16 protein-coding genes are annotated in these 22,453 nt (G+C 66.7%); 11 read left to right on the plus strand and 5 right to left on the minus strand.

What is annotated here, in order from left to right; genetic code table 11:
* Window positions 1-221: 221 nt before the first annotated feature.
* Window positions 222-1,799, plus strand: a complete 1,578-nt coding sequence (locus tag M2299_RS10570; RefSeq protein WP_025874154.1) for a BCCT family transporter — start codon at window positions 222-224, stop codon at window positions 1,797-1,799.
* A gap of 551 nt (window positions 1,800-2,350) precedes the next feature.
* Here M2299_RS10570 and ggt read toward each other — a convergent pair.
* Complete coding sequence (ggt, locus tag M2299_RS10575) at window positions 2,351-4,012, minus strand: gamma-glutamyltransferase (RefSeq protein WP_080149926.1); 1,662 nt, start codon at window positions 4,010-4,012, stop codon at window positions 2,351-2,353.
* A gap of 800 nt (window positions 4,013-4,812) precedes the next feature.
* Here ggt and ilvC point away from each other — a divergent pair.
* The 9 genes from ilvC to leuB all read left to right on the plus strand — a co-directional run bounded on the left by ilvC (window position 4,813) and on the right by leuB (window position 14,464).
* Window positions 4,813-5,787 (plus strand): ketol-acid reductoisomerase, encoded by a 975-nt coding sequence (gene ilvC / locus M2299_RS10580; protein ID WP_025874152.1) that lies wholly within the window; start codon window positions 4,813-4,815, stop codon window positions 5,785-5,787.
* Between the two features lie 37 nt (window positions 5,788-5,824).
* Entirely contained in the window at window positions 5,825-7,561 is a 1,737-nt protein-coding gene (gene ilvG, locus M2299_RS10585; protein WP_100436878.1) for an acetolactate synthase 2 catalytic subunit, read from the plus strand.
* Window positions 7,545-7,796, plus strand: a complete 252-nt coding sequence (locus M2299_RS10590) for an ACT domain-containing protein (RefSeq protein WP_099843581.1) — start codon at window positions 7,545-7,547, stop codon at window positions 7,794-7,796. The genes ilvG and M2299_RS10590 overlap by 17 nt, the downstream gene beginning before the upstream one ends.
* 96 nt (window positions 7,797-7,892) lie before the next feature.
* Window positions 7,893-8,984 carry a threonine dehydratase gene (locus M2299_RS10595; protein ID WP_280884313.1) on the plus strand — a complete coding sequence of 364 codons (1,092 nt, stop codon included), beginning with the start codon at window positions 7,893-7,895 and terminating at the stop codon, window positions 8,982-8,984.
* A complete protein-coding gene (locus tag M2299_RS10600) occupies window positions 8,981-10,567 on the plus strand; it encodes a 2-isopropylmalate synthase (RefSeq protein ID WP_025874148.1) in 1,587 nt (528 codons plus the stop codon). Before M2299_RS10595 ends, M2299_RS10600 begins: the two co-directional genes overlap by 4 nt.
* Before the next feature lie 10 nt (window positions 10,568-10,577).
* On the plus strand, window positions 10,578-11,357 hold the full coding sequence (locus M2299_RS10605; RefSeq protein WP_280884314.1) for a class I SAM-dependent methyltransferase: 780 nt from the start codon (window positions 10,578-10,580) through the stop codon (window positions 11,355-11,357).
* Between the two features lie 59 nt (window positions 11,358-11,416).
* Window positions 11,417-12,835 carry a 3-isopropylmalate dehydratase large subunit gene (gene leuC / locus M2299_RS10610; RefSeq protein WP_280884315.1) on the plus strand — a complete coding sequence of 473 codons (1,419 nt, stop codon included), beginning with the start codon at window positions 11,417-11,419 and terminating at the stop codon, window positions 12,833-12,835.
* Window positions 12,835-13,413 carry a 3-isopropylmalate dehydratase small subunit gene (gene leuD / locus M2299_RS10615; RefSeq protein ID WP_280884316.1) on the plus strand — a complete coding sequence of 193 codons (579 nt, stop codon included), beginning with the start codon at window positions 12,835-12,837 and terminating at the stop codon, window positions 13,411-13,413. Before leuC ends, leuD begins: the two co-directional genes overlap by 1 nt.
* Window positions 13,403-14,464, plus strand: coding sequence for a 3-isopropylmalate dehydrogenase (gene leuB / locus M2299_RS10620; protein ID WP_280884317.1), 1,062 nt, complete (start codon window positions 13,403-13,405; stop codon window positions 14,462-14,464). Before leuD ends, leuB begins: the two co-directional genes overlap by 11 nt.
* Window positions 14,465-14,526: 62 nt before the next feature.
* Here the strand turns inward: leuB and M2299_RS10625 are convergent, their stop codons facing one another.
* Both M2299_RS10625 and M2299_RS10630 read right to left on the minus strand, forming a co-directional pair.
* Window positions 14,527-15,600, minus strand: a complete 1,074-nt coding sequence (locus tag M2299_RS10625; RefSeq protein ID WP_280884318.1) for a hypothetical protein — start codon at window positions 15,598-15,600, stop codon at window positions 14,527-14,529.
* 100 nt (window positions 15,601-15,700) lie between these two features.
* Window positions 15,701-16,474 carry an SDR family oxidoreductase gene (locus tag M2299_RS10630; protein WP_280884319.1) on the minus strand — a complete coding sequence of 258 codons (774 nt, stop codon included), beginning with the start codon at window positions 16,472-16,474 and terminating at the stop codon, window positions 15,701-15,703.
* A gap of 116 nt (window positions 16,475-16,590) precedes the next feature.
* Here M2299_RS10630 and M2299_RS10635 point away from each other — a divergent pair, with 116 nt between their 5' ends.
* Entirely contained in the window at window positions 16,591-17,499 is a 909-nt protein-coding gene (locus tag M2299_RS10635; protein WP_280884320.1) for a LysR family transcriptional regulator, read from the plus strand.
* Window positions 17,500-18,062: 563 nt separating this feature from the next.
* Here the strand turns inward: M2299_RS10635 and M2299_RS10640 are convergent.
* Complete coding sequence (locus M2299_RS10640; RefSeq protein ID WP_280884321.1) at window positions 18,063-21,224, minus strand: efflux RND transporter permease subunit; 3,162 nt, start codon at window positions 21,222-21,224, stop codon at window positions 18,063-18,065.
* A 3-nt stretch (window positions 21,225-21,227) separates the two neighbouring features.
* Entirely contained in the window at window positions 21,228-22,364 is a 1,137-nt protein-coding gene (locus M2299_RS10645) for an efflux RND transporter periplasmic adaptor subunit (RefSeq protein WP_100436883.1), read from the minus strand.
* Between the last annotated feature and the right edge of the window lie 89 nt (window positions 22,365-22,453).

The following is a 22,453-nucleotide window of genomic DNA, read 5'->3' on the forward strand; positions in this document are numbered from 1 at the left end:
GCCTCCTGGCCGTTCATCCACGCAGGGCGCAGATCTGCCGCAGCCGCGTTAACAGAACCGTGACGTCGCATTCAGTAACGTGCACGCGCGCCGCACCGTTGCACGTGGCGCTTTCCCTGCCGCCATCGCGGTGCCTGTCCGGTGCGCGCACACTGTCGCCGGCCTACTCCCTGCAAGCTTTCGCTCGCTCCCCTCAATCCCTTGATCGGAGAAGCTCCTTCATGGTGTTTCGCATTTCCATCGCACTGGTGCTTGCCCTGGTGCTGCTGGCCGGCCTCGCGCCCGGTCCCTTCAATACCGTCGTGCAGGCGGCGCTGGCTGATGTCATCCGCAGCGTCGGTTGGCTGTACCTGCTGGTGGTGTTCCTGGCGCTGGTGTTCCTGATGTACCTGGCCTTCGGCCGCTTCGGCAACCTGCGCATCGGTGGCGAAGACGCCGAACCCGAATTTTCGCGCGCCAGCTGGATGTCGATGCTGTTCGCCGCCGGCATGGGCATCGGCCTGGTGTTCTGGGGCGCGGCCGAGCCGATCTCACACTTCACCAAGCCACCGGAAGGCATTGCGCCACAGAGCATGGATGCCGCGCGTGCATCGATGCGCTATGCGTTCTTCCACTGGGGCCTGCATCCGTGGGCGATCTATGCACTGATCGGCCTGGCGATGGCCTGGTTCCAGTTCAACCGCAATGGACGCGGGCTGGTCAGCGATATGCTGCAGCCGATCATCGGCCGCCACCATCGCGGCTGGATCGGCCGTGTCGTCAACATCGCGGCGGTGGTCGCCACGGCGATCGGCGTGGCGACGACGCTCGGCTTCGGCACCATCCAGATCGCTGCAGGCGTGGAGCGCGTATTTGGTCTGCAGGCGACTGTACCGGTGCAGATGACCATCATCGCCATTGCCTTCGTGCTGTACATGGCCTCGACCGCCAGCGGTGTGGAGCGCGGCGTGAAGTGGCTGTCCAACTTCAACCTGGCACTGGCTGCATTGCTGGCCGCGACCGTACTTGTGCTGGGGCCGACTGGCTTCATCTTCGATACGTTCACCACCACGCTGGGTTCCTACCTCAACCAGCTGGTGACCATGAGCCTGCGCATGTCGCCGTTCTCCGGCAGCACGTGGGTGGCCGACTGGACGATCTTCTACTGGGCCTGGTGGATTTCGTGGGCCCCGTTCGTGGGTTCCTTCATCGCGCGCATCTCGCGCGGCCGCAGCGTGCGCGAGTTCGTGATCGGCGTGGTGCTGGCACCGACCCTGCTCGGGTTCTTCTGGTTCGCCGTGTTCGGGGGAACGGCATTGTGGGCGCAGATCTTCGGCCACGCCGACCTTGTACAGGCACTGGGCAATGGCTATGAGACGGTGCTGTTCACCCTGTTCGACAGCCTGCCGGCGTCGCTGATGCTGTCGGCGGTGGCGTTGGTGCTGTTGATGATCTTCTTCGTGACCTCGGCCGATTCGGCGGTTCTGGTACTGGCCAGCATGTCCACCGACGAAGCCGGGGATCCGCCGCTGAAGCGCAAGCTGGCGTGGGGTATCGCGGTAGCGTTGATTGCGGCGGCATTGCTGCTGGCGGGCGGGCTGGATGCGCTGCAGGGCATGATCACGATTGCCGCGTTGCCGTTCGCGCTGCTGATGGTGCTGGTGATGGTGTCGCTGTACCGGGTGCTGGACCAGGAGTACACGCGCGAGCGGCGGCAGGCGCAGCGCCAGCGGCGCATGATCGATGCGTGGATCGCACGCGAGATGGCGGCGCAGGAAGAGACCCAGGCGGAGGCGGCACGCGCGCAGGATCAGGATTGAGGTGTTTTGCAGCCTGCGGCTGCACCGCTTTTTTCAGGCAAAGGCAACGGCCGAAGCCAAGGCGGCTCTGGGTTGCTGCTTGCCTGGCGGGGAGGGGGCCGATGGCGGGACACGCCGCAAGTACGTCCCTGTAGGCTCGGCCACGGCATCCATGCCGTGGACGGTCCCGCCATCGGCCCCCTCCCCGCCTCCGACAATTTCCCGGTGACGGCAGTAGATCCACGCCATGCGTGGATGAAGGTGTATCGGAAAACAAGAAGGGGTCGGATCCGTTTTCCAAAGGAAAACGGATCCGACCCCAACCATCAGCACGCGGCCGTTGCTGCCTTTGCTTTTGATCTTCTTCTTTCTCTTCCTGCGGTGGCGGCCGCAGGAAACTGTCAGAGGTCGGGTGGGTGGGCTGGGCGGGGGTGTCAGCCGCATGGATGCGGCTGCCAAGCCTCCAGGGACGGATTCACGGCGTCCCCCGAACAGCCCACCCACCCGGCCCGGCAAGCGATCCCGCTTCTGAACCCTCCGCAGAGGGGGCTCAGCCCGTTGGCCGGTAAACCTCAGTAGCCCGCCGCCTGCCCATCCTTGCGGCTCTCCGACGCGCCGTAGTACACGCCGGTTTCCGGATCACGCAGGATCGCCTGGTAACCGCCATACGGACCATCGGCGAACACCACCCGGTGCCCCTTGCGCATCAGCGCCCGCACCGTCTCGTACGGGAACCCGGTTTCCAGATTGACCTCGCCACCATCAGTCATCGCCGTCGCCTGCCCGGTCGGTTCGGTCGATCCCTCATGCTGGATGCGGGGTGCATCACCGGCCTCCTGCAGGTTCATGCCGAAGTCCACCAGGTTCATCACGATCTGTGCGTGCCCCTGCGGCTGCATCGCACCGCCCATCACGCCGAAACTTGCATAAGGCTTGCCGCCCTTGGTGATGAAGGCCGGAATGATGGTCTGGAAGGGACGCTTGCCCGGTGCGTAACCGTTGGGATGGTTCTTCTGCAGCACGAACATCTCGCCGCGATCCTGCAGAATGAAGCCCAGCCCCGGCGGGGCCATGCCGCTGCCCATGCCGCGGTAGTTGGACTGGATCAGTGACACCATCATGCCGTCGGCATCGGCCACGGTCATGTAGATCGTGTCGCCCTCTTCCAGCTGCTTGGGCGTGCCCGGCTGCACTTCCTTCAGCGCCTTGTCCATCGAAATCAGCGCGCGACGCTGCGCTGCGTACTCCTTGGAAATCAGCTTCTGTACCGGCGCGGGCTGGAACGCCATGTCCGCGTAGAAGCGCGCACGATCGGCGAAGGCCAGCTTCTTGGCTTCCACGAACAGATGCACGTGCTCGGGTGAGCCGAACGGAATCTTCGAGAAGTCGTAGCCTTCCAGTACGTTGAGGATCTGCAGCGCGGCGATGCCCTGGCTGTTGGGCGGCAGCTCCCACACGTCGTAGCCGCGGTAGTTGCTGCTGACCGGCTCGACCCACTCGCCATGATGGTCGGCCATGTCCTGGTAGCTCAGGTAGCCGCCGTTCTTCTTGAAGTAATCGCCGATGGTGTGGGCGATGTCGCCCTTGTAGAAGGCATCACGGCCGCCGTCGGCAATCTTCTGCAGGGTGTCGGCAAGGTTGGGGTTCTTCCACATCTCGCCCTTGCGCGGCGCGTGGCCATCGATCGTGAACTGTTCCTTGAAACCCGGATACTGCGACAGCTTCGGCACCGAGCGATCCCAGTAATAGGCAATCACTTCGGCAACGGGATGACCGTCGCGCGCGTAGCGGATGGCCGGGGCCAGGTTGTCGGCCATCGGCTTGCGGCCGAAGCGCTCGTGCAGCGCGAACCAGCCATCAACCGCGCCCGGCACCGATACCGGCAGCGGGCCGGTCGCGGGGATCTCCTTCAGGCCACGACGCTGGAACTCGGCCAGGGTGAGTGACTTCGGCGAACGGCCCGAGCCGTTGTAGCCGTAGAGCTTCTGCGTCTTCGGGTCCCACACGATGGCGAACAGGTCGCCGCCGACGCCATTGCCAGTCGGCTCCATCAACCCCAGCGCTGCGTTGGCCGCAATGGCGGCATCGACGGCCGAGCCACCGGCCTTCATCACGTCCAGCGCGATCTGGGTAGCCAGCGGCTGCGAGGTGGCGGCCATCGCATGCGGGGCGATCACCTCCGAACGGGTGGCGAAGGTGTGGCCGGTAATGCGGTCGGCGGCCTGGGACAGCATGGGCACGGCAGCCAGCACGGCAGCAGCCAGCAGGGAACGGGCAAGACGTCGGGACACGGTCAGGTTCCGAGGGAAGGGGTGGTGACCCGATCTTCGCCGCTACCGCGACCGGGGGCCATCGGGCATAGGTCATGGGGCGCCTCATGGAGCCACGGGCGCCATTGCCACGAACGCATCGCAATGCGCGCGGAACCTCCCGCGGCACACGGGGCGCTGCACGACCCGGCGAGCCCAGCTGGTATCGCCGGAATCCGCGCAAAAAACCCGTTGAAAAGAGTGAATTCGGGTTCACCGAAACACTTTCAGCAGCAACCATCCTTGTGCCACAAGCGATTGCACTGCATGCAGCGGAAACTGACGGAAATAGTGCTGCGAGGGTTGACACAGCGGAAATGGCTGTGGTTTTCTCGATCACATGTTGCATCACAACACACCACCGCGAACCCACATCGAAGCCGCCGATACCGGCGCCGCCTCGCTGCGTTCGATTCTTGTGCTCGTACTTATTACCCAACCAACAGGTGCGGGACGAGCCAGCGTGTAAGCAACAAACACACCGGAACTCTTCAAAAACCCGCACCCGCCCAGGTGCGGGTTTTTTCATTTCAGGACCTGGTTTCAGACGCAACCACCATGACCACCGCCTCCTCCACAACCTGGACCTGCTGCACCACGAACTCTCGTGGTGGCAGTACCTGTGCGATGCGCGGCGCTGCCCTCCCCGCTTTTCCCTGACCGGCCGGTACGTCGCTTCGACTGCCGGCCGTCTTTTTTCTTCCCACCCGCAAGGAACCTCCCCCATGAGCACCAACGAACTGCCCCAGACCAAGATCGCCGTCATCGGCTACGGCAGCCAGGGCCGCGCGCACGCGCTGAACCTGCGTGAATCCGGCTTCGATGTGGTGGTAGGCCTGCGTCCGGGCGGCCCCACCGAGGTCAAGGCACAGGCCGATGGCTTCACCGTGAAGGCACCGGCCGATGCGGTGAAGGATGCCGACCTGGTCGCGGTACTGACCCCGGACATGGTGCAGAAGAAGCTGTACGAGGACGTGCTGGCGTCGAACATGAAGCAGGGCGCGGTGCTGCTGTTCGCGCATGGTCTGAACGTGCACTTCGACATGATCAAGCCGCGCGAAGACCTGGACGTCGTGCTGGTCGCACCGAAGGGCCCGGGTGCACTGGTCCGTCGCGAATATGAAATCGGCCGCGGTGTGCCATGCATCTGGGCGGTCTACCAGGACAAGAGCGGCAAGGCCGCCGAGTACGCGCTCGCCTATGCGGCCGGCCTGGGTGGTGCGCGCGCCAACCTGATCCAGACCACCTTCAAGGAAGAAACCGAAACCGATCTGTTCGGCGAGCAGGCAGTGCTGTGCGGCGGCGCTTCGGCACTGGTGCAGGCGGGCTTCGAGACGCTGGTCGAAGCCGGTTACCAGCCCGAAATCGCCTACTACGAAGTGCTGCACGAACTGAAGCTGATCGTCGACCTGTTCTACGAAGGCGGCATCTCGCGGATGCTGGAGTTCATCTCCGAGACCGCGCAGTACGGCGACTACGTCAGCGGCCCGCGGGTGATCGACGCCGGTACCAAGGCGCGCATGAAGGAAGTGCTGAAGGACATCCAGGACGGCACCTTCACCAAGAACTGGGTGGCCGAGTACGAAGCGGGCCTGCCGAACTACAACAAGTTCAAGCAGGCCGACCTGGAGCACCCGATCGAGAAGGTAGGCAAGGAACTGCGCGCCAAGATGGTCTGGTTGCAAGGTCAAGCCGCGTAACAACGCGGCACCCCCACCCGCTCTGCAAGGTTCCCCCATGAACTCTCCCACACACCGCAGCGCGCCGCCCAACGGCGCGCGCTGGCTGACCCAGGCGCTGGAGGCCGAGGGTGTCCGTACGCTGTTCGGCTATCCGGGCGGCACCATCATGCCGTTCTACGACGCGCTGGTGGATTCGTCACTGAAGCACATCCTGGTGCGCCATGAGCAGGGCGCGGCACTGGCCGCCAACGGCTTTGCGCGCGCCAGTGGCCAGGTCGGCGTCTGCGTGGCGACCTCCGGGCCGGGCGCGTCGAACCTGGTCACCGGCATCGCCGATGCGATGCTCGATTCGGTGCCGATGGTCTGCATCACCGGCCAGGTCGCCACGCCGCTGCTGGGCACCGATGCGTTCCAGGAACTGGACGTGTTCGGCCTGACGATGCCGATCGTCAAGCACAGCTGGCTGGTGCGCAGCGTCGATGACCTGCCGCGCGTGGTGGCCGATGCTTTCCGCATCGCCCGCGAAGGCCGTCCCGGCCCGGTGCTGATCGATCTGCCCAAGGACGTGCAGCTGGCCGATGCCAGCCACCTGCCGGCGCATGTGCCGGCCAATGTGGAACCGCCGCCGGCCCCGGCCGGCGCGGCCATCGCCGAGGCCATCGCGGCTCTGGCGGCGGCCGAGAAGCCGGTGGTCTACGCCGGTGGTGGCATCGCCCTGGGCGATGCCGTGCAGGACCTGCGCGAATTCGTCGAAGCCAGCGCCATCCCCACCGTGATGACCCTGCGTGGGCTGGGCGCGCTGCCTCCCCAGCACCCGCAGTCGCTGGGCATGCTGGGCATGCACGGCACCCGCGCGGCGAACATGGCCGTGCAGGAAAGCGATCTGCTGCTGGTGCTGGGTGCGCGCTTCGATGATCGGGCGACCGGCAAGCTGGCCGAGTTCGCACCGTTTGCCCGCGTGGTGCACATCGATGCCGATGCGTACGAGATCTCCAAGCTGCGCAGCGCTGATGTCGCCGTGCCCGGCAACGTCGGCCACGCCATCCGCGCCCTGCGTGCGGCCTTCCCCTCCCCCAAGGCCCACCAGGACGCATGGCGCAAGCGCTGCGCCCAGCATCGCGATCGCTTCGCCGCGCGCTACGACGCACCCGGCCAGCACATCTACGCCCCGGCGCTGCTGAAGCGCCTGAGCGAACTGGCGCCGGCCGATACGGTGGTCGCCTGCGACGTCGGCCAGCACCAGATGTGGGTTGCGCAGCACTGCCGCTTCACTCATCCGCGCAACCACCTGACCAGCGGTGCCCTGGGCACGATGGGCTTCGGCCTGCCGGCGGCGATGGGCGCGCAGTTCGCCTGCCCCGAGCGCACGGTGGTGCTGGTGTCCGGCGATGGCAGCTTCATGATGAACGTGCAGGAGCTGGCGACCATCGCCCGCTGCCGCCTGCCGGTGAAGATCATCCTGCTGGACAACAGTTCGCTGGGCATGGTGCGGCAGTGGCAGGAACTGTTCTTTGCCGAGCGTTACAGCGAGATCGACTTGTCCGACAACCCGGACTTCGTCGCCCTGGCCAAGGTGTTCGGCATCGCGGCCACGCGCATCGATGCACGTGATGACGTCGAAGGTGGCCTGGCCGCGCTGCTGGCCGAACCCGGCCCGGCCCTGCTGCACGTGGCCATCGATGCACGCGCGAACGTGTGGCCGCTGGTACCGCCCAATACCGCCAACAGCACCATGCTGGAAAGCAACCCTGCACATGCACGCCAGGAGATCCCCAATGCAATACCGGCTTGACCTGGTGCTGCAACCGGCCGAGGGCGCGCTGCTGCGCGTGATCGGCATGGCCGAACGCCGCGGTTTCGCGCCGCGCGCGATCACCGGTGCGCCGATGGCCGCCGATGATGGCCGTTGGCACCTGCAACTGGTGGTGGACAGCCAGCGCCCGCCGGAAACGCTGTGCCGGCAGATGGAAAAGATCTACGACTGCGTTTCGGTGCAGATGACCGCACTGGAAGGAGCATCCGCATGAACGCCCGTACCGTATGCAACACGGTGCCGGTACGGAGGCGTCTTCTTCGCCGCCCGTACCCGCATGCGGTGGTCGGCAACACCCTGCTGGTGGCCCATGCCGGCCGCTGACGCCAGCAAGGAAAGCGATGTCGGCGACGTAACCGTTGCCGACGTACTGGCCGCGCAGGCCCGCCTGCGCCGCTTCCTGCCGCCCACGCCGCTGCATCATGCCGAGCGCTTCGGCACCTGGCTGAAGCTGGAAAACCTGCAGCGCACCGGCTCGTACAAGGTGCGCGGCGCACTCAATGCCCTGCTGGCCGCCCGCGAACGTGGCGATACCCGGCCGGTGATCTGCGCCTCGGCCGGCAACCATGCCCAGGGCGTGGCCTGGGCCGCCTATCGCCTGGATGTGCCGGCCATCACCGTGATGCCGCATGGCGCACCGGCCACCAAGATCGCTGGCGTCGCCCATTGGGGTGCAACGGTGCGCCAGCACGGCAACAGCTATGACGAGGCCTATGCGTTCGCCGTCGAACTGGCGCAGCGTCATGGCTACCGCTTCCTGTCCGCCTTCGATGATGCCGATGTCATCGCCGGCCAGGGCACCGTCGGCATCGAGCTGGCCGCACACGCGCCGGACGTGGTGATCGTACCGATCGGCGGTGGCGGCCTGGCATCCGGCGTAGCCCTGGCGCTGAAGTCGCAGGGCGTGCGCATCGTCGGCGCGCAGGTCGAGGGAGTCGATTCGATGGCCCGCGCGATCCGCGGCGACGTGCGCGAGATCAATCCTGTGCCGTCGCTGGCCGATGGCGTGCGGGTGAAGATCCCCGGTTTCCTGACCCGTCGCCTGTGTACCTCGCTGCTGGACGATGTGGTGATCGTGCGCGAAGCCGAGCTGCGCGAGACCCTGGTGCGGCTGGCACTGGAAGAACACATCATCGCCGAAGGCGCCGGTGCGCTGGCACTGGCCGCCGGCCGTCGCGTCGCCGGGCGCCGCAAGTGCGCGGTCGTCTCCGGCGGCAACATCGACGCCGGCGTGCTCGCCGGCCTGCTCACCGACATCCGCCCACGCCCGCCACGCAAGCCGCGCCGACGCCGGGCAGAAACCCCGCGCTCGCCCGGCAAGGCGACCGCCACCGCTTTTCCCACGCCTTCCCCTTTCCCCCTGCAAGCCGTCGCACCCGCTGTCGAGGAGATTTCCCTGTGACCACCATCGAACGAATTACCACCCCGCGCATCCGCATCTTCGACACCACCCTGCGTGACGGCGAGCAGTCCCCCGGCTGCAGCATGAGCCCGCCGCAGAAGCTGGTGATGGCGCGTGCGCTGGACGAACTGGGCGTGGACATCATCGAGACCGGCTTCCCGGCCAGCTCGCAGTCCGACCGCGAAGCGATGGCCCTGATCGGCCGCGAACTGCGCCGCCCGAGCCTGAGCCTGGCGGTGCTGTCGCGCTGCCTGCAGGCCGACATCGAAACCTCGGCGCGTGCGCTGGAAGCCGCTGCCAACCCGCGCCTGCATGTATTCCTGTCGACCAGCCCGCTGCACCGTGAGCACAAGCTGCGGATGACCCGCGAGCAGGTACTGGAATCGGTACGCAGGCACGTAGCGCTGGCCCGCTCCTACATCGATGACGTGGAGTTCTCCGCCGAGGACGCCACCCGCACCGAACTGGACTACCTGATCGAGGTCTCGCGCGTGGCGATCGCTGCCGGCGCCACCACCATCAACCTGCCCGACACCGTCGGCTTCACCACGCCGGAAGAGATCCGCACGATGTTCCAGCAGGTCATCGCTGGCGTCGCCGATGTGCCGAACGCGGCCAACGTGATCTTCAGCGCCCACTGCCACAACGATCTGGGCCTGGCCGTGGCCAACTCGCTGGCCGCCATCGAAGGCGGCGCGCGCCAGGTCGAATGCACCGTCAACGGCATCGGTGAGCGCGCCGGCAACTGCTCGCTGGAAGAGATCGCGATGGTGCTGAAGGTGCGCCAGGCTTTCTACGAGCAGGACACCGCCATCGACACCCCGCGCATCGTCGGCACCTCGCAGCTGCTGCAGCGCCTGGTCGGCATGCCGGTACAGCGCAACAAGGCCATCGTGGGTGCCAATGCCTTCGCCCATGAGTCGGGCATCCATCAGCACGGCATGCTGCGTCACCGCGGCACCTACGAAATCATGCGTCCGGAAGACGTGGGCTGGGAAGATTCGCAGATGGTGCTGGGCCGCCACAGTGGCCGCGCTGCCGTCGAAGCACGCCTGCGCGCACTGGGCTTCTGGCTGGAAGAAGACGAGCTGAAGCTGGTGTTCGAGCAGTTCAAGGGACTGTGCGAGCAGCAACGTGTTGTCACCGATGCCGACCTGCAGACGCTGATGCAGGGCGGCTCCAATGCCCAGGGCTACCGTCTGGCTTCGATGACCATCAGCGATGTCGGCAGCCGCGCCAACGCGCTGGTCGAACTGTCCGACCCGGACGGCAACCGCGTGGCCGAGACCGCGCAGGGCGACGGCCCCGTCGATGCGCTGTTCGGCGCGTTGTCGGCCGCCACCGGCGTGCAGCTGATGCTGGACAGCTACCACGTGCACAGCGTCGGCATCGGCGCCGACGCGCGTGGCGAGGCCAACCTGAGCGTGCGCCACGAGGGCGTGGAGTACGACGGCACCGGTACCAGCAAGGACATCATCGAAGCGTCCGCGCTGGCCTGGCTGGACGTGGCCAACCGCCTGCTGCGCCAGCGCCAGGCCAACGCCGGCATCAGTACTGAATCACCTGCCACCGCCACTGCCTGAGGAATGTGAGATGAGCGCCTTCGACACCGCAACCACCACCAGCAGCGCTGGCCAGCAGTGGAATGCCCAGGACTATGCGATCGATGCCGGCTTCGTGCCGCGCCTCGGTGGCGCCGTAGCGCGCCTGCTCGATGCGCGTGCCGGAGAACGCATTCTCGACCTGGGTTGTGGCGATGGCGTGCTCACCACCGAACTGGCCCTCAGCGGCGCACATATGCAGGGCGTCGATGCCTCGCCGGAAATGGTGATCGCCGCGCGTGCGCGGGGCGTCGATGCGCAGGTGATGGACGGCCACGCCCTGGCCTTCGACGGTGCGTTCGATGCGGTGTTCAGCAACGCAGCCCTGCATTGGATGCCCGACCCGGATCGCGTGCTGGAGGGCGTGCGCCGCGCCCTGCGCCCCGGCGGGCGCTTGGTCGCCGAGTTCGGCGGCCATGGCAACGTGGCCACGATCATTGCCGCCGTGCAGGCCGCGCGCGTCGCCCATGGTCATGGTGCCAGCGCATTCCATTGGTACTTCCCCACTGCCGATGCCTACGCAGACCGCCTGCGCCAGCATGGCTTCCAGGTGCAGCTGATCGAATGCCTGCCGCGACCGACCGCGCTGCCGACCGGCGTTGCCGGCTGGCTGCGGGTATTCGCCGCTCCACTGCTGGACGACCTGCCGGCCGAGGCGCGCGCCACGGTGCGCGATGCCGCCACTGCCCTGCTGGCCGACCTGCCGCGCAATGCCGCCGGCCAGCCGCTGGCCGACTACGTGCGCCTGCGCGTGCTCGCGCGGCGCCGCTGACCTGCTCCTGTTACTTTCTCTTCGATGCCCGTTACTCCGTACTCCTGCCAGGCAAACGCATGACTTCCGCACCCCGCACCCTGTACGACAAACTGTGGGACGCCCACGTGGTGGTTCCAGAAACCGACAGCGCGCCCGCCGTGCTGTATATCGACCTGCACCTGATCCATGAAGTGACCTCGCCGCAGGCCTTCACCGAGCTGCGCGAGCGTGGCCTGAAGCCGCGCCGTCCGGATCGGACCAAGGCCACGATGGACCATTCAACGCCGACCCTGCCGGCCGCTGCCGACGGTACGCTGCCCTACGCCAGTGTCGCCTCCGAAGCACAGGTCGCGATGCTGGCGCGCAACTGCGCCGAGCACGGCATCGAACTGTTCGACATGGCCTCGGACAACCGCGGCATCGTCCACGTGATCGCACCGGAACAGGGCTTCACCCAGCCGGGCATGACCATCGTCTGCGGCGACAGCCACACCTCCACCCACGGCGCATTCGGGTCGCTGGCCTTCGGCATCGGCACCAGCGAAGTCGGCCATGTGCTGGCCACGCAGTGCCTGCTGCAGCGCAAGGCGAAGACGCTGGCGATCACCGTTGATGGCAAGGTCGCGCCGGGTATCGGCGCCAAGGACGTGGTCCTGCACATCATCGGCGTGATCGGCGTCAATGGCGGCACCGGGCACGTGATCGAGTTCCGCGGCAGCACCATCGAAGCGATGGACATGGAACAGCGCATGACCCTGTGCAACATGTCGATCGAAGCCGGTGCACGCGCCGGCATGGTCGCGCCCGACCAGGTGACATTCGACTTCGTCGCCAATACGCCGCGTGGCCCCAAGGGCGCCGACTTCGACGCTGCCGTTGCCCGCTGGACGCAGCTGCGCAGCGATGAGGGCGCGCGCTTCGACAGCGAGGTGCACATCGATGCCGCCGATATCCGCCCGACCCTGACCTGGGGCACCCACCCTGGCACCGCCATCGCGGTGGATGCGCCGATCCCGGCGGCCAACGATGCCGCCGCGCAGAAGGGCCTGGATTACATGCACTTCCAGGCGGGACAGACGCTGGCCGGCACGCCCGTGGACGTGGTGTTCGTCGGCTCCTGCACCAATGGCCGGCTGAGCGACATGCGCGAAGTGGCACAGGTGCTGCGTGGCCGTCGCATCGCCGAGCGCGTGCGCATGCTGGTGGTGCCTGGTTCTGAAATCGTCAAGCGCCAGGCCGAGGCCGAAGGCATCCATGAGATCGTGCGCGCGGCCGGTGCCGAATGGCGCGAGCCGGGCTGTTCGATGTGCATTGCCATGAATGGCGACCTGGTCGCCCCCGGCCAACTGGCGGTCAGCACCAGCAACCGCAACTTCGAAGGCCGCCAGGGCCCGGGCTCGCGCACGCTGCTGGCCTCGCCGATGAGTGCTGCCTGGGCCGCTGTGCAGGGCCACGTCGCCGATGCCCGTGAGCTGTTCGCCCAGGAGGTGGCCTGATGAGCGGCTTCCGCACCCTGAGCTCGGCCAGCGTGGTGCTGCGCCAGACCAACATCGACACCGACCAGATCATTCCGGCGCGGTTCCTGTCCACCACCGAACGTGCTGGCCTGGGCCGCAATGCGTTCAACGACTGGCGCTGGCAGGCCGATGGCTCGCCCGTGGCGGACTTCGCCTTCAACCAACCGCACAACGCCGGCCGCAGCATCCTGCTGGCCGGGCGCAACTTCGGCTGCGGCTCATCGCGCGAGCATGCGCCGTGGGCACTGACCGATCTCGGCCTGCGTGCCATCGTCAGCAGCGAGATCGCCGACATCTTCCGCGGCAATTCGCTGAAGAACGGCCTGCTGCCGATCGTACTGGACGAGGCCGACGTGCAGCTGCTGATGCAGCGCCCTGACGATGAGCTGACCATCGACGTTGCGGCGCGCGAGCTGCGCACGCCCGATGGCCGCGTCTACTCCTTCCCGTTGGACGGCTTCTCGCAGACCTGCCTGCTGGAAGGCGTCGATCAACTGGGTTATCTGTTGGGCCGTGTCCCTGAAATCGAACATTACGAGAGTGAGCATGCACGCTGAAATTGTTGTCCTGCCCGGTGATGGCATCGGCCCGGAAGTGGCCGCCGCCGCGGTCGCCGTTCTGAACGCCGTCGCCAAGCGCTTCAACCACACCTTCACCTTCAGCGAGCACGACCTCGGTGGCATCGCCATCGACCGCCACGGCGAACCGCTGCCGGCGTCGACCCTGGCCGCCTGCCAGGCCGCCAACGCTGTGCTGCTGGGCGCCGTGGGCGGGCCGAAGTGGTCCGACCCGAACGCCAAGGTCCGCCCGGAACAGGGCCTGCTGGCGATCCGCAAGGCGCTGGGCCTGTATGCCAACCTGCGTCCGGTGCGCACCCATGAAGCCGCACTGCACGCCTCGCCGATCAAGGCCGAGCTGCTGCAGGGCGTGGACTTCGTCGTGGTGCGCGAACTGACCGGTGGCATCTACTTCGGCGACAAGACCCGCGATACCGACAGCGCCAGCGATCTGTGCCGCTACACCGTGGCCGAGATCGAGCGTGTGCTGCGCAGTGCCTTCCGGCTGGCGCAGCAGCGTCGCGGCAAGGTCACTTCGGTGGACAAGGCCAACGTGCTGGAAACCTCACGCCTATGGCGTGACGTGGCCGCGCGCATCGGCCGCGAGGAATTCCCGGACGTGGCGCTGGAACACCAGCTGGTCGATTCCATGGCGATGCATCTGCTGGCCAAGCCACGCGAGTACGACGTGATCGTGACCGAGAACATGTTCGGCGACATCCTCACCGATGAGGCCTCCATGCTGGCCGGTTCGCTGGGCCTGCTGCCATCGGCATCGCTGGGCGAGCCGGGTGCGGTGGGTATCTACGAGCCGATCCACGGCTCGGCACCGGACATCGCCGGCAAGGGCATCGCCAACCCGTACGCGACGATCTTCAGCGCGGCGATGCTGCTGCGCCATTCGCTGGGGCTGGAAGACGAAGCAGCGGCGGTGGAAGCGGCGGTGCACGCGGTGCTGGACGATGGCGTGTTCACCGCAGACCTGGCCGCCAAGGGGCACGCAGTGAGCACGGCGACGGCCACCGACGCGGTGCTGGCCAAACTGGGATGAGTGATCGGGGTACCGGACGGCGTCCGGTGCCCGTTCTCTCTGCGCATCCCGCACTGACTCACTCAGTGCGGGATGTTCGCGCTCTGCGGATCGCTCGCGGCCGCGCGCATCTGCGAGCTGCTGCATCCGGTCAGGACAGTGCCGTCGTCAGCTCTGGCCACCACGCGTTCATGGATTCGGATGCTGCCTGAAGGCAAGCCGCTGCGCGATGCTTCGCGTTGCCAGACCTGCACGCCGGCCTGCTGGTGAGCAGTTGTCAGACCGGCATCGAGCAACACGCTTGCCACGTTGATTCTGCCAAGGTCTGCAGCGAACAGGCCGGCCGGTGCGGCCAGCACCTTGTCGGTGGCGATGCCCTGGATCTGCAGCGGCGTCGGCAGTTCGATCTGGAAGACGGGAAGCACCGTGCCGTTGATCGCATGCGTGGGTGCCGACACTGCGTGCACCTCTGCCGGCCATTCGCCCTGCGGCTGTTCCATCACCTGCTGCAGCAAGCGCCCGACGCGGCGCAGGGCCGCATCGTCGGCACGGCAAACGATGGCCGCTGTGAGGTCATTGGCATCTGCATGCTGCTGCCGATCCAGTGGCAACGTTCCCTGCGTGCTGGCAGCTGCGGCAGTACATCCCAACCGATAGCCGTCGCCATCGCTGCTCACCATGATCGACGTGGCCGACGTGTTGCCATCAACCGATCGTGCGGACCACACCCGGAAGGGTTCACGCAGCGTGCTCGACTGCAGCTGCAGGCCGTGGCGGGCAACGATACGATCACGCGCTGCAGCGTCGATGGCAATGGACAACCCCTGCGCGTCTGCGAAAACGCGCTGGGTCCGGACGCCCTGCGCGGTCAACGGCACCGGCATATCGATGATCGTCACCGAAGCAGCGTCGGCGTCTCCGGCCTGCTCGAAATGCCAGTCACGCAGATGCAACGGGCGACCGGCCGGATCGCCGTAGCGTGCCGCCCGCAGGGTGCTGGCGACGGTCTGCCGGGTATCTGCACTGGCACGGCATTCGAGCACGGCAAGCAGGTTCTGCTGGAAGCGCAGGGCCTCGGTCTGCGCCGGCTCTGCATCGGCATGACCGCAGCAGGCAACCAGCATCAGCACGCAAGCGCGGATCGTGCGAGGGAACATGCAGGCTCTCCGGCCCCGGGACAGCCCGCTATTGTGCCCGTGAACGCCCTGAAGCTGTCCACTTGGGGATCTACTGCGCAAACCCAAGTCTCGCGTGTCTCTACTTGGTGGTGTAACCGCCATTGACCAGGATGGTCTGCCCGGTCATCCACCAACCGTCGGTCACCAGGAAGCGGATCCACGGCACGATGTCGGCGATATCGGTCAGGCCGGTGCGGGTGAACGCCGACAGCGCCGCGGCGGTCTTGTGGTAGGCCTGCGCATCGGCACTCTCGGCCGGATAGAAGAACGGCGTATCCATCGGCCCGGGGCCGATCGCGGTCACCGAGATTCCACGCTCGCCAAACTCCTTCGATGCCGCGCGGGTGAAGTGTTCCACCGGCGCCTTGGTGCCCGCGTAGCTGGAATAGAACGGCGTGAACGCGCCCAGCAGCGACGTGACCAGCGTGCAGATGCGGCCGCCGTCGTTGACATGGCGTCCTGCCTCCTTGAGGAAGAAGAAGGCCGTCTTCGCATTGACCGCGCTCATCTGGTCGTACTCCGCTTCGCTGATGTCCAGCATCGGCTTCTTCAGCACTTTGCCGACGGTGTTGATGGCGATGTCGGGACGACCGACGGCGGCGACCGCGTTGGCGAACAGCCGCTCCATCGCAGCGGCCGAGGTCAGATCGGCCTGCAGCGCCACGGCCTTGGCACCTGCGGCCTGCACCGCCGCAACGGTCGCCTCGGCGTCGGCCTGGGTGGCGGCGCTGTTGTAGTGGATGACGATGGCCTTGGCGCCCTGTTCGGCGAAGTCGCGGGCGATCAGCCCGCCGAGGTTCTTGGCACCGCCGGCGATCAGCACGGTCTTGCCCTGGATACGGTGGTCGGTCATGGCATCGGTCTCGGGAAGAGGCTGCCGGGCTGGCAACCCTGTGCCGACGACGATATCGTGCAGAAATTGCGGATAAAGACCGCAACATTGACTTAACTTTCCAAAGCGGGCGAACAATGGACCGGATCGAGCGTTTCCGCATCTTTGCCCGGGTGGTGGAGTGCACCAGCTTCACCCGCGCCGCCGACCAGCTCGGCCTGCCCCGCTCCACCGTCTCGGCGGCCGTGGCGGAACTCGAGCAGCGCCTGGGCACGCGCCTGCTGCAGCGGTCCACCCGCAGGGTCTCCACCACCCACGACGGCGACACCTTCTACGTGCGCTGCCTGCGCCTGATCGCCGAGGTGGAAGACGCCGAGTCGCTGTTCCGCCAGAACGGCGCACAGCCGAGTGGCCTGTTGAAGATCGATGTACCCAGCCGGATCGGCCGCCGCATCATCGCCCCGGCGCTGCCGGACTTCTTCGCACGGCACCCCCAGGTCGAGCTGGACCTGGGCATGACCGATCGCGCGGTGAATCTGATCGAGGACGGCTGCGATGCGGTGCTGAGGGTGGGCCAGCTGGGTGACTCCAGCCTGGTGGCCCGCACGCTGGGCCAGCTGGACTTCGTCAACGTTGCCGCGCCAGCGTACCTGCACGCGCACGGCGTACCGCAGCACCCCACCGACCTGCAGCAGCACCGCGCGGTGAACTATGCGTCGCCGACCACGGCGCGGGTGGAGCCGTGGGAATGGCAGGACGGCGCGCAGCTGCGCACGCTGCCGATGCCCGGCTGGGTGCGGGTGAACAGCGCCGAGGCGTCGATTGCCTGCTGCGTAGCAGGGCTGGGACTGCTGCAGATTCCACGCTACGACGTGCAGGCGGAACTGCAAACCGGTGCACTGGTGGAAGTGATGCCCCAGCACGCGGCGCAGCCGCTGCCGGTGACCCTGTTGCTGCCGCACCGGCAGCATCGCGCGCAACGTGTGCAGGTGTTCCTGGATTGGCTGGTGCCGCTGCTGCGTGAGCGGCTGCAGTTACAGGGGTGATCGGCCGGGCGGCTGCCCGGCGCCCGCCGAGGCAACTGCAACTGCAAAAGCAACTACAAAAGCCGGAGCGGCTCTGGGTTGTTGCTTGGTTGGCGGGGAGGGGGCAGCTGGTGGGACACGCCGCAAGTACGTCCCTGTAGGCTCGGCCACGGCATCCATGCCGTGGACGGTCCCGCCAGCTGCCCCCTCCCCGCCTTCGACAATTTCCCGATGACGGTTGGTGGATCCACGCCGTGCGTGGATGAGGTGTATCGGAAAGCAAGAAGGGGTCGGATCCGTTTTCCAATGGAAAACGGATCCGACCCCAACCATCAGCACGCGGCTGTTGCTGTTGCTTTTCGCTCTTCTTCTTTCTCTTCCTGCGGTGCAGGCCACGGGAAACTGTCAGGGGCCGGGTGGGTGGGCTGGGCGGGGGTGTCAGCCGCATGGATGCGGCTGCCAAGCCTACAAGGACGTACTTGCGGCGCCCCCCGAACAGCCCACCCACCCGGCCCGGACCAGCGATCCCGCTTCTGAACCCACCGCAGAGGGGGCTCAGCCCGGTGGCCGGGAAACCCGGGGCATCACGCCCCGGATTCATCCGGCTTGACCCGGAACCACGCCGCATACAGCGCCGGCAGGAACACCAGCGTCAGCACCGTGCCCACGATCAAACCGCCCATGATCGAAATCGCCATCGAGCCATAGAAAGCGCTGCGCGACAGCGGGATCATCGCCAGCACCGCCGCCAGCGCAGTCAGCACGATCGGGCGGAAACGCCGCACCGTCGCATCGATGATCGAATGCCAGCGGTCATGCCCGGCATCGATGTCCTGCTGGATCTGGTCGATCAGGATCACCGAGTTGCGCATGATCATGCCCGCCAGCGCGATGGTGCCCAGCAGCGCCACGAAGCCGAACGGCGCGCGGAACAGCAACAGGAACAGCGTCGCGCCGATGATGCCCAGCGGTGCGGTCACCAGCACCATCGCCGCACGCGAGAAGCTGCGCAGCTGCAGCATCAGCAACGTGGCCACCACGATCAGGAACAACGGCATGCCGGCCTTGATCGAGTTCTGCCCGCGAGCCGAATCCTCCACCGAGCCGCCGGTCTCCAGCAGGTAGCCGCTGGGCAGGTCGGCACGGATGCCATCCAGGGTCGGCACGATCTGCTGCACCACGTCCAGCGGCTGCATGCCATCGCTGATGTCGGCACGCACGGTCACCGTCGGCAGGCGATTGCGGTGCCAGATGATGCCGTCCTCGAAGGCGTATTCCAGCCGCGCGACCTGCGACAGCGTCACCGCGGTACCACTGCTGGTCGGAATCGCCAGGCTGCCGAGCAGGTCCAGCTGCGCGCGCTCGTTGTCCGGGCCACGCAGCAGCATCTCGATCTGGCGGTTGCCTTCGCGATAGGTGCTCACGCTCATGCCCGACAACGAGCTGCTGAGGAACTGGCTGACCTGCGCACTGCTGACGCCCAGCGCGCGGGCGCGGTCCTGGTCGATCACCAGCCGCACCACCTTGCTCGGCTCGCTCCAGTCCAGGTTCACGTTCATCACGTGCGGGTTCTCGCGCACCTTGGCCTCGACCTGGCGCGCGATCGCCTGCACCTGCGCGATGTGCTCGCCGGACACGCGCATCTGCACCGGATAACCGACCGGCGGCCCGTTCTCCAGGCGCGTCACCCGCATCTGCACATCCGGGAACTGACTGATCACGTCCTTCAGCATCCAATCGCGGGTCGATTCGCGGGCCTTGGCGTCTTCGGTGAGCACCACGAACTGGGCGAAGTTGGTGGCCGGCAGCTGCTGGTCCAGCGGCAGGTAGAAGCGCGGCGAACCGGTGCCGACGTAGGCCACGTAGTTGCTGATGCCTTCGCGCCCCTTCAGCAGCTTCTCCAGCTTGTCGGCCTGTGCCTGGGTCGCGGCCAGCGACGCACCTTCGGCCAGCTCGATGTCCACCATCAGCTCCGGGCGGGTCGAGTCGGGGAAGAACTGCTGTGGCACGAAGCGGAACAGCATCAGCGAACCGATGAACAGGGCAATGGTCGCAGCGATCACCCACCAGCGATGGCGCAGGCAGGTATCCAGGAACGCCCGGAAGCGCGTGTAGAACGGCCGCTGGTATGGATCATGATCGTGCGCATGCTCCTTCGGTGCGATCCAGCGCGCGAGTGACGGATGCCGGTCGGCCCACTGCAGGCGCTTGGCGCGCCAGCGGCCGGCCAGGCTGTCCGGCTTCGGCAGCTGCGGGTTGAACAGGTCCGGCAGCATCTTGTCACCCAGGTACGGGATGAACAGCACTGCCGCGATCCACGACACCACCAGCGCGATGGTCACCACCTGGAACAGCGAACGGGTGTACTCACCCGTGCTGGATGCCGCCGTGGCGATGGGCAGGAAGCCAGCGGCAGTGATCAGGGTACCGGTCAACATCGGGAAGGCGGTGGATTCCCAGGCGAAACTGGCCGCGCGCAGGCGGTCGTAGCCCTGCTCCATCTTGGTGGCCATCATCTCCACCGCGATGATCGCATCGTCCACCAGCAGGCCCAGTGCCAGCACCAGTGCACCCAGCGAAATCTTGTGCAGGCCGATATCGAAGTAGTGCATGACGAAGAAGGTCATCGCCAGCACCAGCGGGATGGTCACGCCCACCACCAGGCCGGTACGCAGGCCCAGCGAGAAGAAGCTGACCAGCAGCACGATCACCACCGCTTCGGTGAGCACCTGCACGAACTCGCCCACCGACTCTTCCACCGCATGCGGCTGGTCGGACACCTTGCGCAGCTGCATACCGGCCGGCAGAGTCTTCTGCAGGCGTTCGAACTCGGCATCCAGGGTGGCACCGAGCTTGAGGATGTCACCGCCGTCCTTCATCGCCACCGCCAGGCCGATCGCATCCTGGCCCATGAAGCGCATCTTCGGCGAGGCCGGATCGGCAAAGCCACGCTTGACCTCGGCGATGTCGCCCAGATGCAGCGTGCGTTCGCCGGCCTGGATCGGGAATTTGCGGATGTCCTCGATCGAATCGAACTGACCGGTCACGCGCAGCTGCACGCGGTCGGTCGGGGTTTCGAAGAAGCTGGTGGCGCTGACCGCGTTCTGGTCGGCCAGCGCCTGCTGCACCTGTTGCAGCGATACGCCCAGCGTGGCCAGCTTGGTGTTGGACAGCTCGATCCACACCTTCTCGTCCTGCAGGCCGACCAGGTCGATCTTGCCGACGTCGGGCACGCGCTGCAGCTCCAGCTGGATGCGGTCGGCATAGTCGCGCTTCACCGCGTAGTCGAAGCCTTCGCCGGTCAACGCATAGATGTTGCCGAAGGTGTCGCCGAACTCATCGTTGTAGAAGGGCCCGACGATCTCCCTCGGCAGCGTCGCGCGGATATCGCCCACGCGCTTGCGCACCTGGTACCACAGGTCCGGAATCTGCTTGGAGCGCAGGCTGTCGCGCGCCATGAAGATCACCTGCGATTCGCCCGGCCGCGAGTACGAACGGATGAATTCGTACTCGCCGGTGTTCATCAGCGCTTTTTCGATCGGCTCGGTCACCTGCCGCGAGACCTGCTCGGCGGTGGCGCCCGGCCACATCGTGCGTACCACCATCGCCTTGAAGGTGAAGGGCGGATCTTCGGACTGGCCCAGGTGCTTGTACGACCAGGCACCGATGACGGCGAACGCCAGCATCGCGAACAACACCAGCGCACGGTTGCCCAGCGCCCATTCGGAGAGATTGAAGCGGCGCACGGGTCAGTGCCCCTTGCCTGCGGCCGGCGCCGGCTTGGCGGCCGACGGTGCCAGCACCGGGCGGTTCTGGCGGTCGACCGGCGTCACCACCTGGCCTTCGCGCAGCAGATGGCCGCCGGCAGCGACCACCCAGTCCTTCGCGCCCACGCCGGACACGACCGGCACGGCCTGCGCGCCGTAGGCACCCACCTGCACCGGCGTTGCCTTCAATGCACCGTTGGACGGATTGACCACCCACACGCTGGCCTTGCCATCACTGCCGCGCAGCACAGCCGCCAGCGGCAGCTGCAACGCACCACTGCGCCCGGCGGTGGCAAACACCCGCGCACTCTGGCCCAGTTCCACTTCGCTCAGTGCTTCCGGCGCCAGGCTCACGCGCGTGGCATAGGTGCGCGCCTGTGCATCGGCGGCCGGGGCGATCTCGCGCAGGGTGCCCGGCAGCAGCTGGCCCGGACGGTTCCACAGTTCCACCTGCACCGACTGGCCGACCTTGTAGTCGCGGATGCTGCTTTCCGGCAGCGCGATCAGCACCTCACGGCCACCATCGGCGGCCAGGGTGAACACCGTCTGCCCCGCGCTCACGACCTGCCCGGCTTCGGCCTGGCGGCTGGCGATCACGCCATCGGCGGGTGCGCGCAGCTGCGCGTACTCGGCCTGGTTGCGGGCCACGGCGAGGTTGGCCCGGGCGGCGTTGGCCTGGCCCTGTGCAGCCTTGAATGCCGCCGTCTGCTGGTCCAGTGCCGAGCGGCTCACCAGCTGGTCTTCCGCCAGCTTGGCATAGCGCTTCTGGTCATCGCGCGCGCGCACCAGGTCTGCTTCCGCCGCCGCCAGCTGCGCCTGCGACGCCGCCGCCTGCGAGGCGTAGTCGGCCGCATCCAGCTCGGCCAGCAGCTGGCCCTTCTTCACCCGCTCGCCTGCGTCGACGAGGCGCCTGACCAGGTTGCCGCCAACCCGGAACGACAGTGGGCTTTCCTGGCGGGCACGCACCTCGCCGGGGTAGGCGGCCGCGGCCTGTCCATCCTGCGTGGTGGGATGCACCACCAGCACCGGGATGGCCGCCGCCGGCTCGGCGGCCTGCTTGCCGCACGCTGCCAACACCACGACCAGTACGCCTACGCCCAACCAACGCATGTTTTTCATGAGGTACAGGACCTGAAAAGAAATCCGGGGGGAACGCGCCGGCAACATACTGTTGCAACGCGGACATTAGTGAACCAGCCGGTATAGTA

The sequence above is a fragment of the Stenotrophomonas sp. 1278 genome, from assembly GCF_029892765.1.
Taxonomy (GTDB): Bacteria; Pseudomonadota; Gammaproteobacteria; order Xanthomonadales; family Xanthomonadaceae; genus Stenotrophomonas; species Stenotrophomonas indicatrix.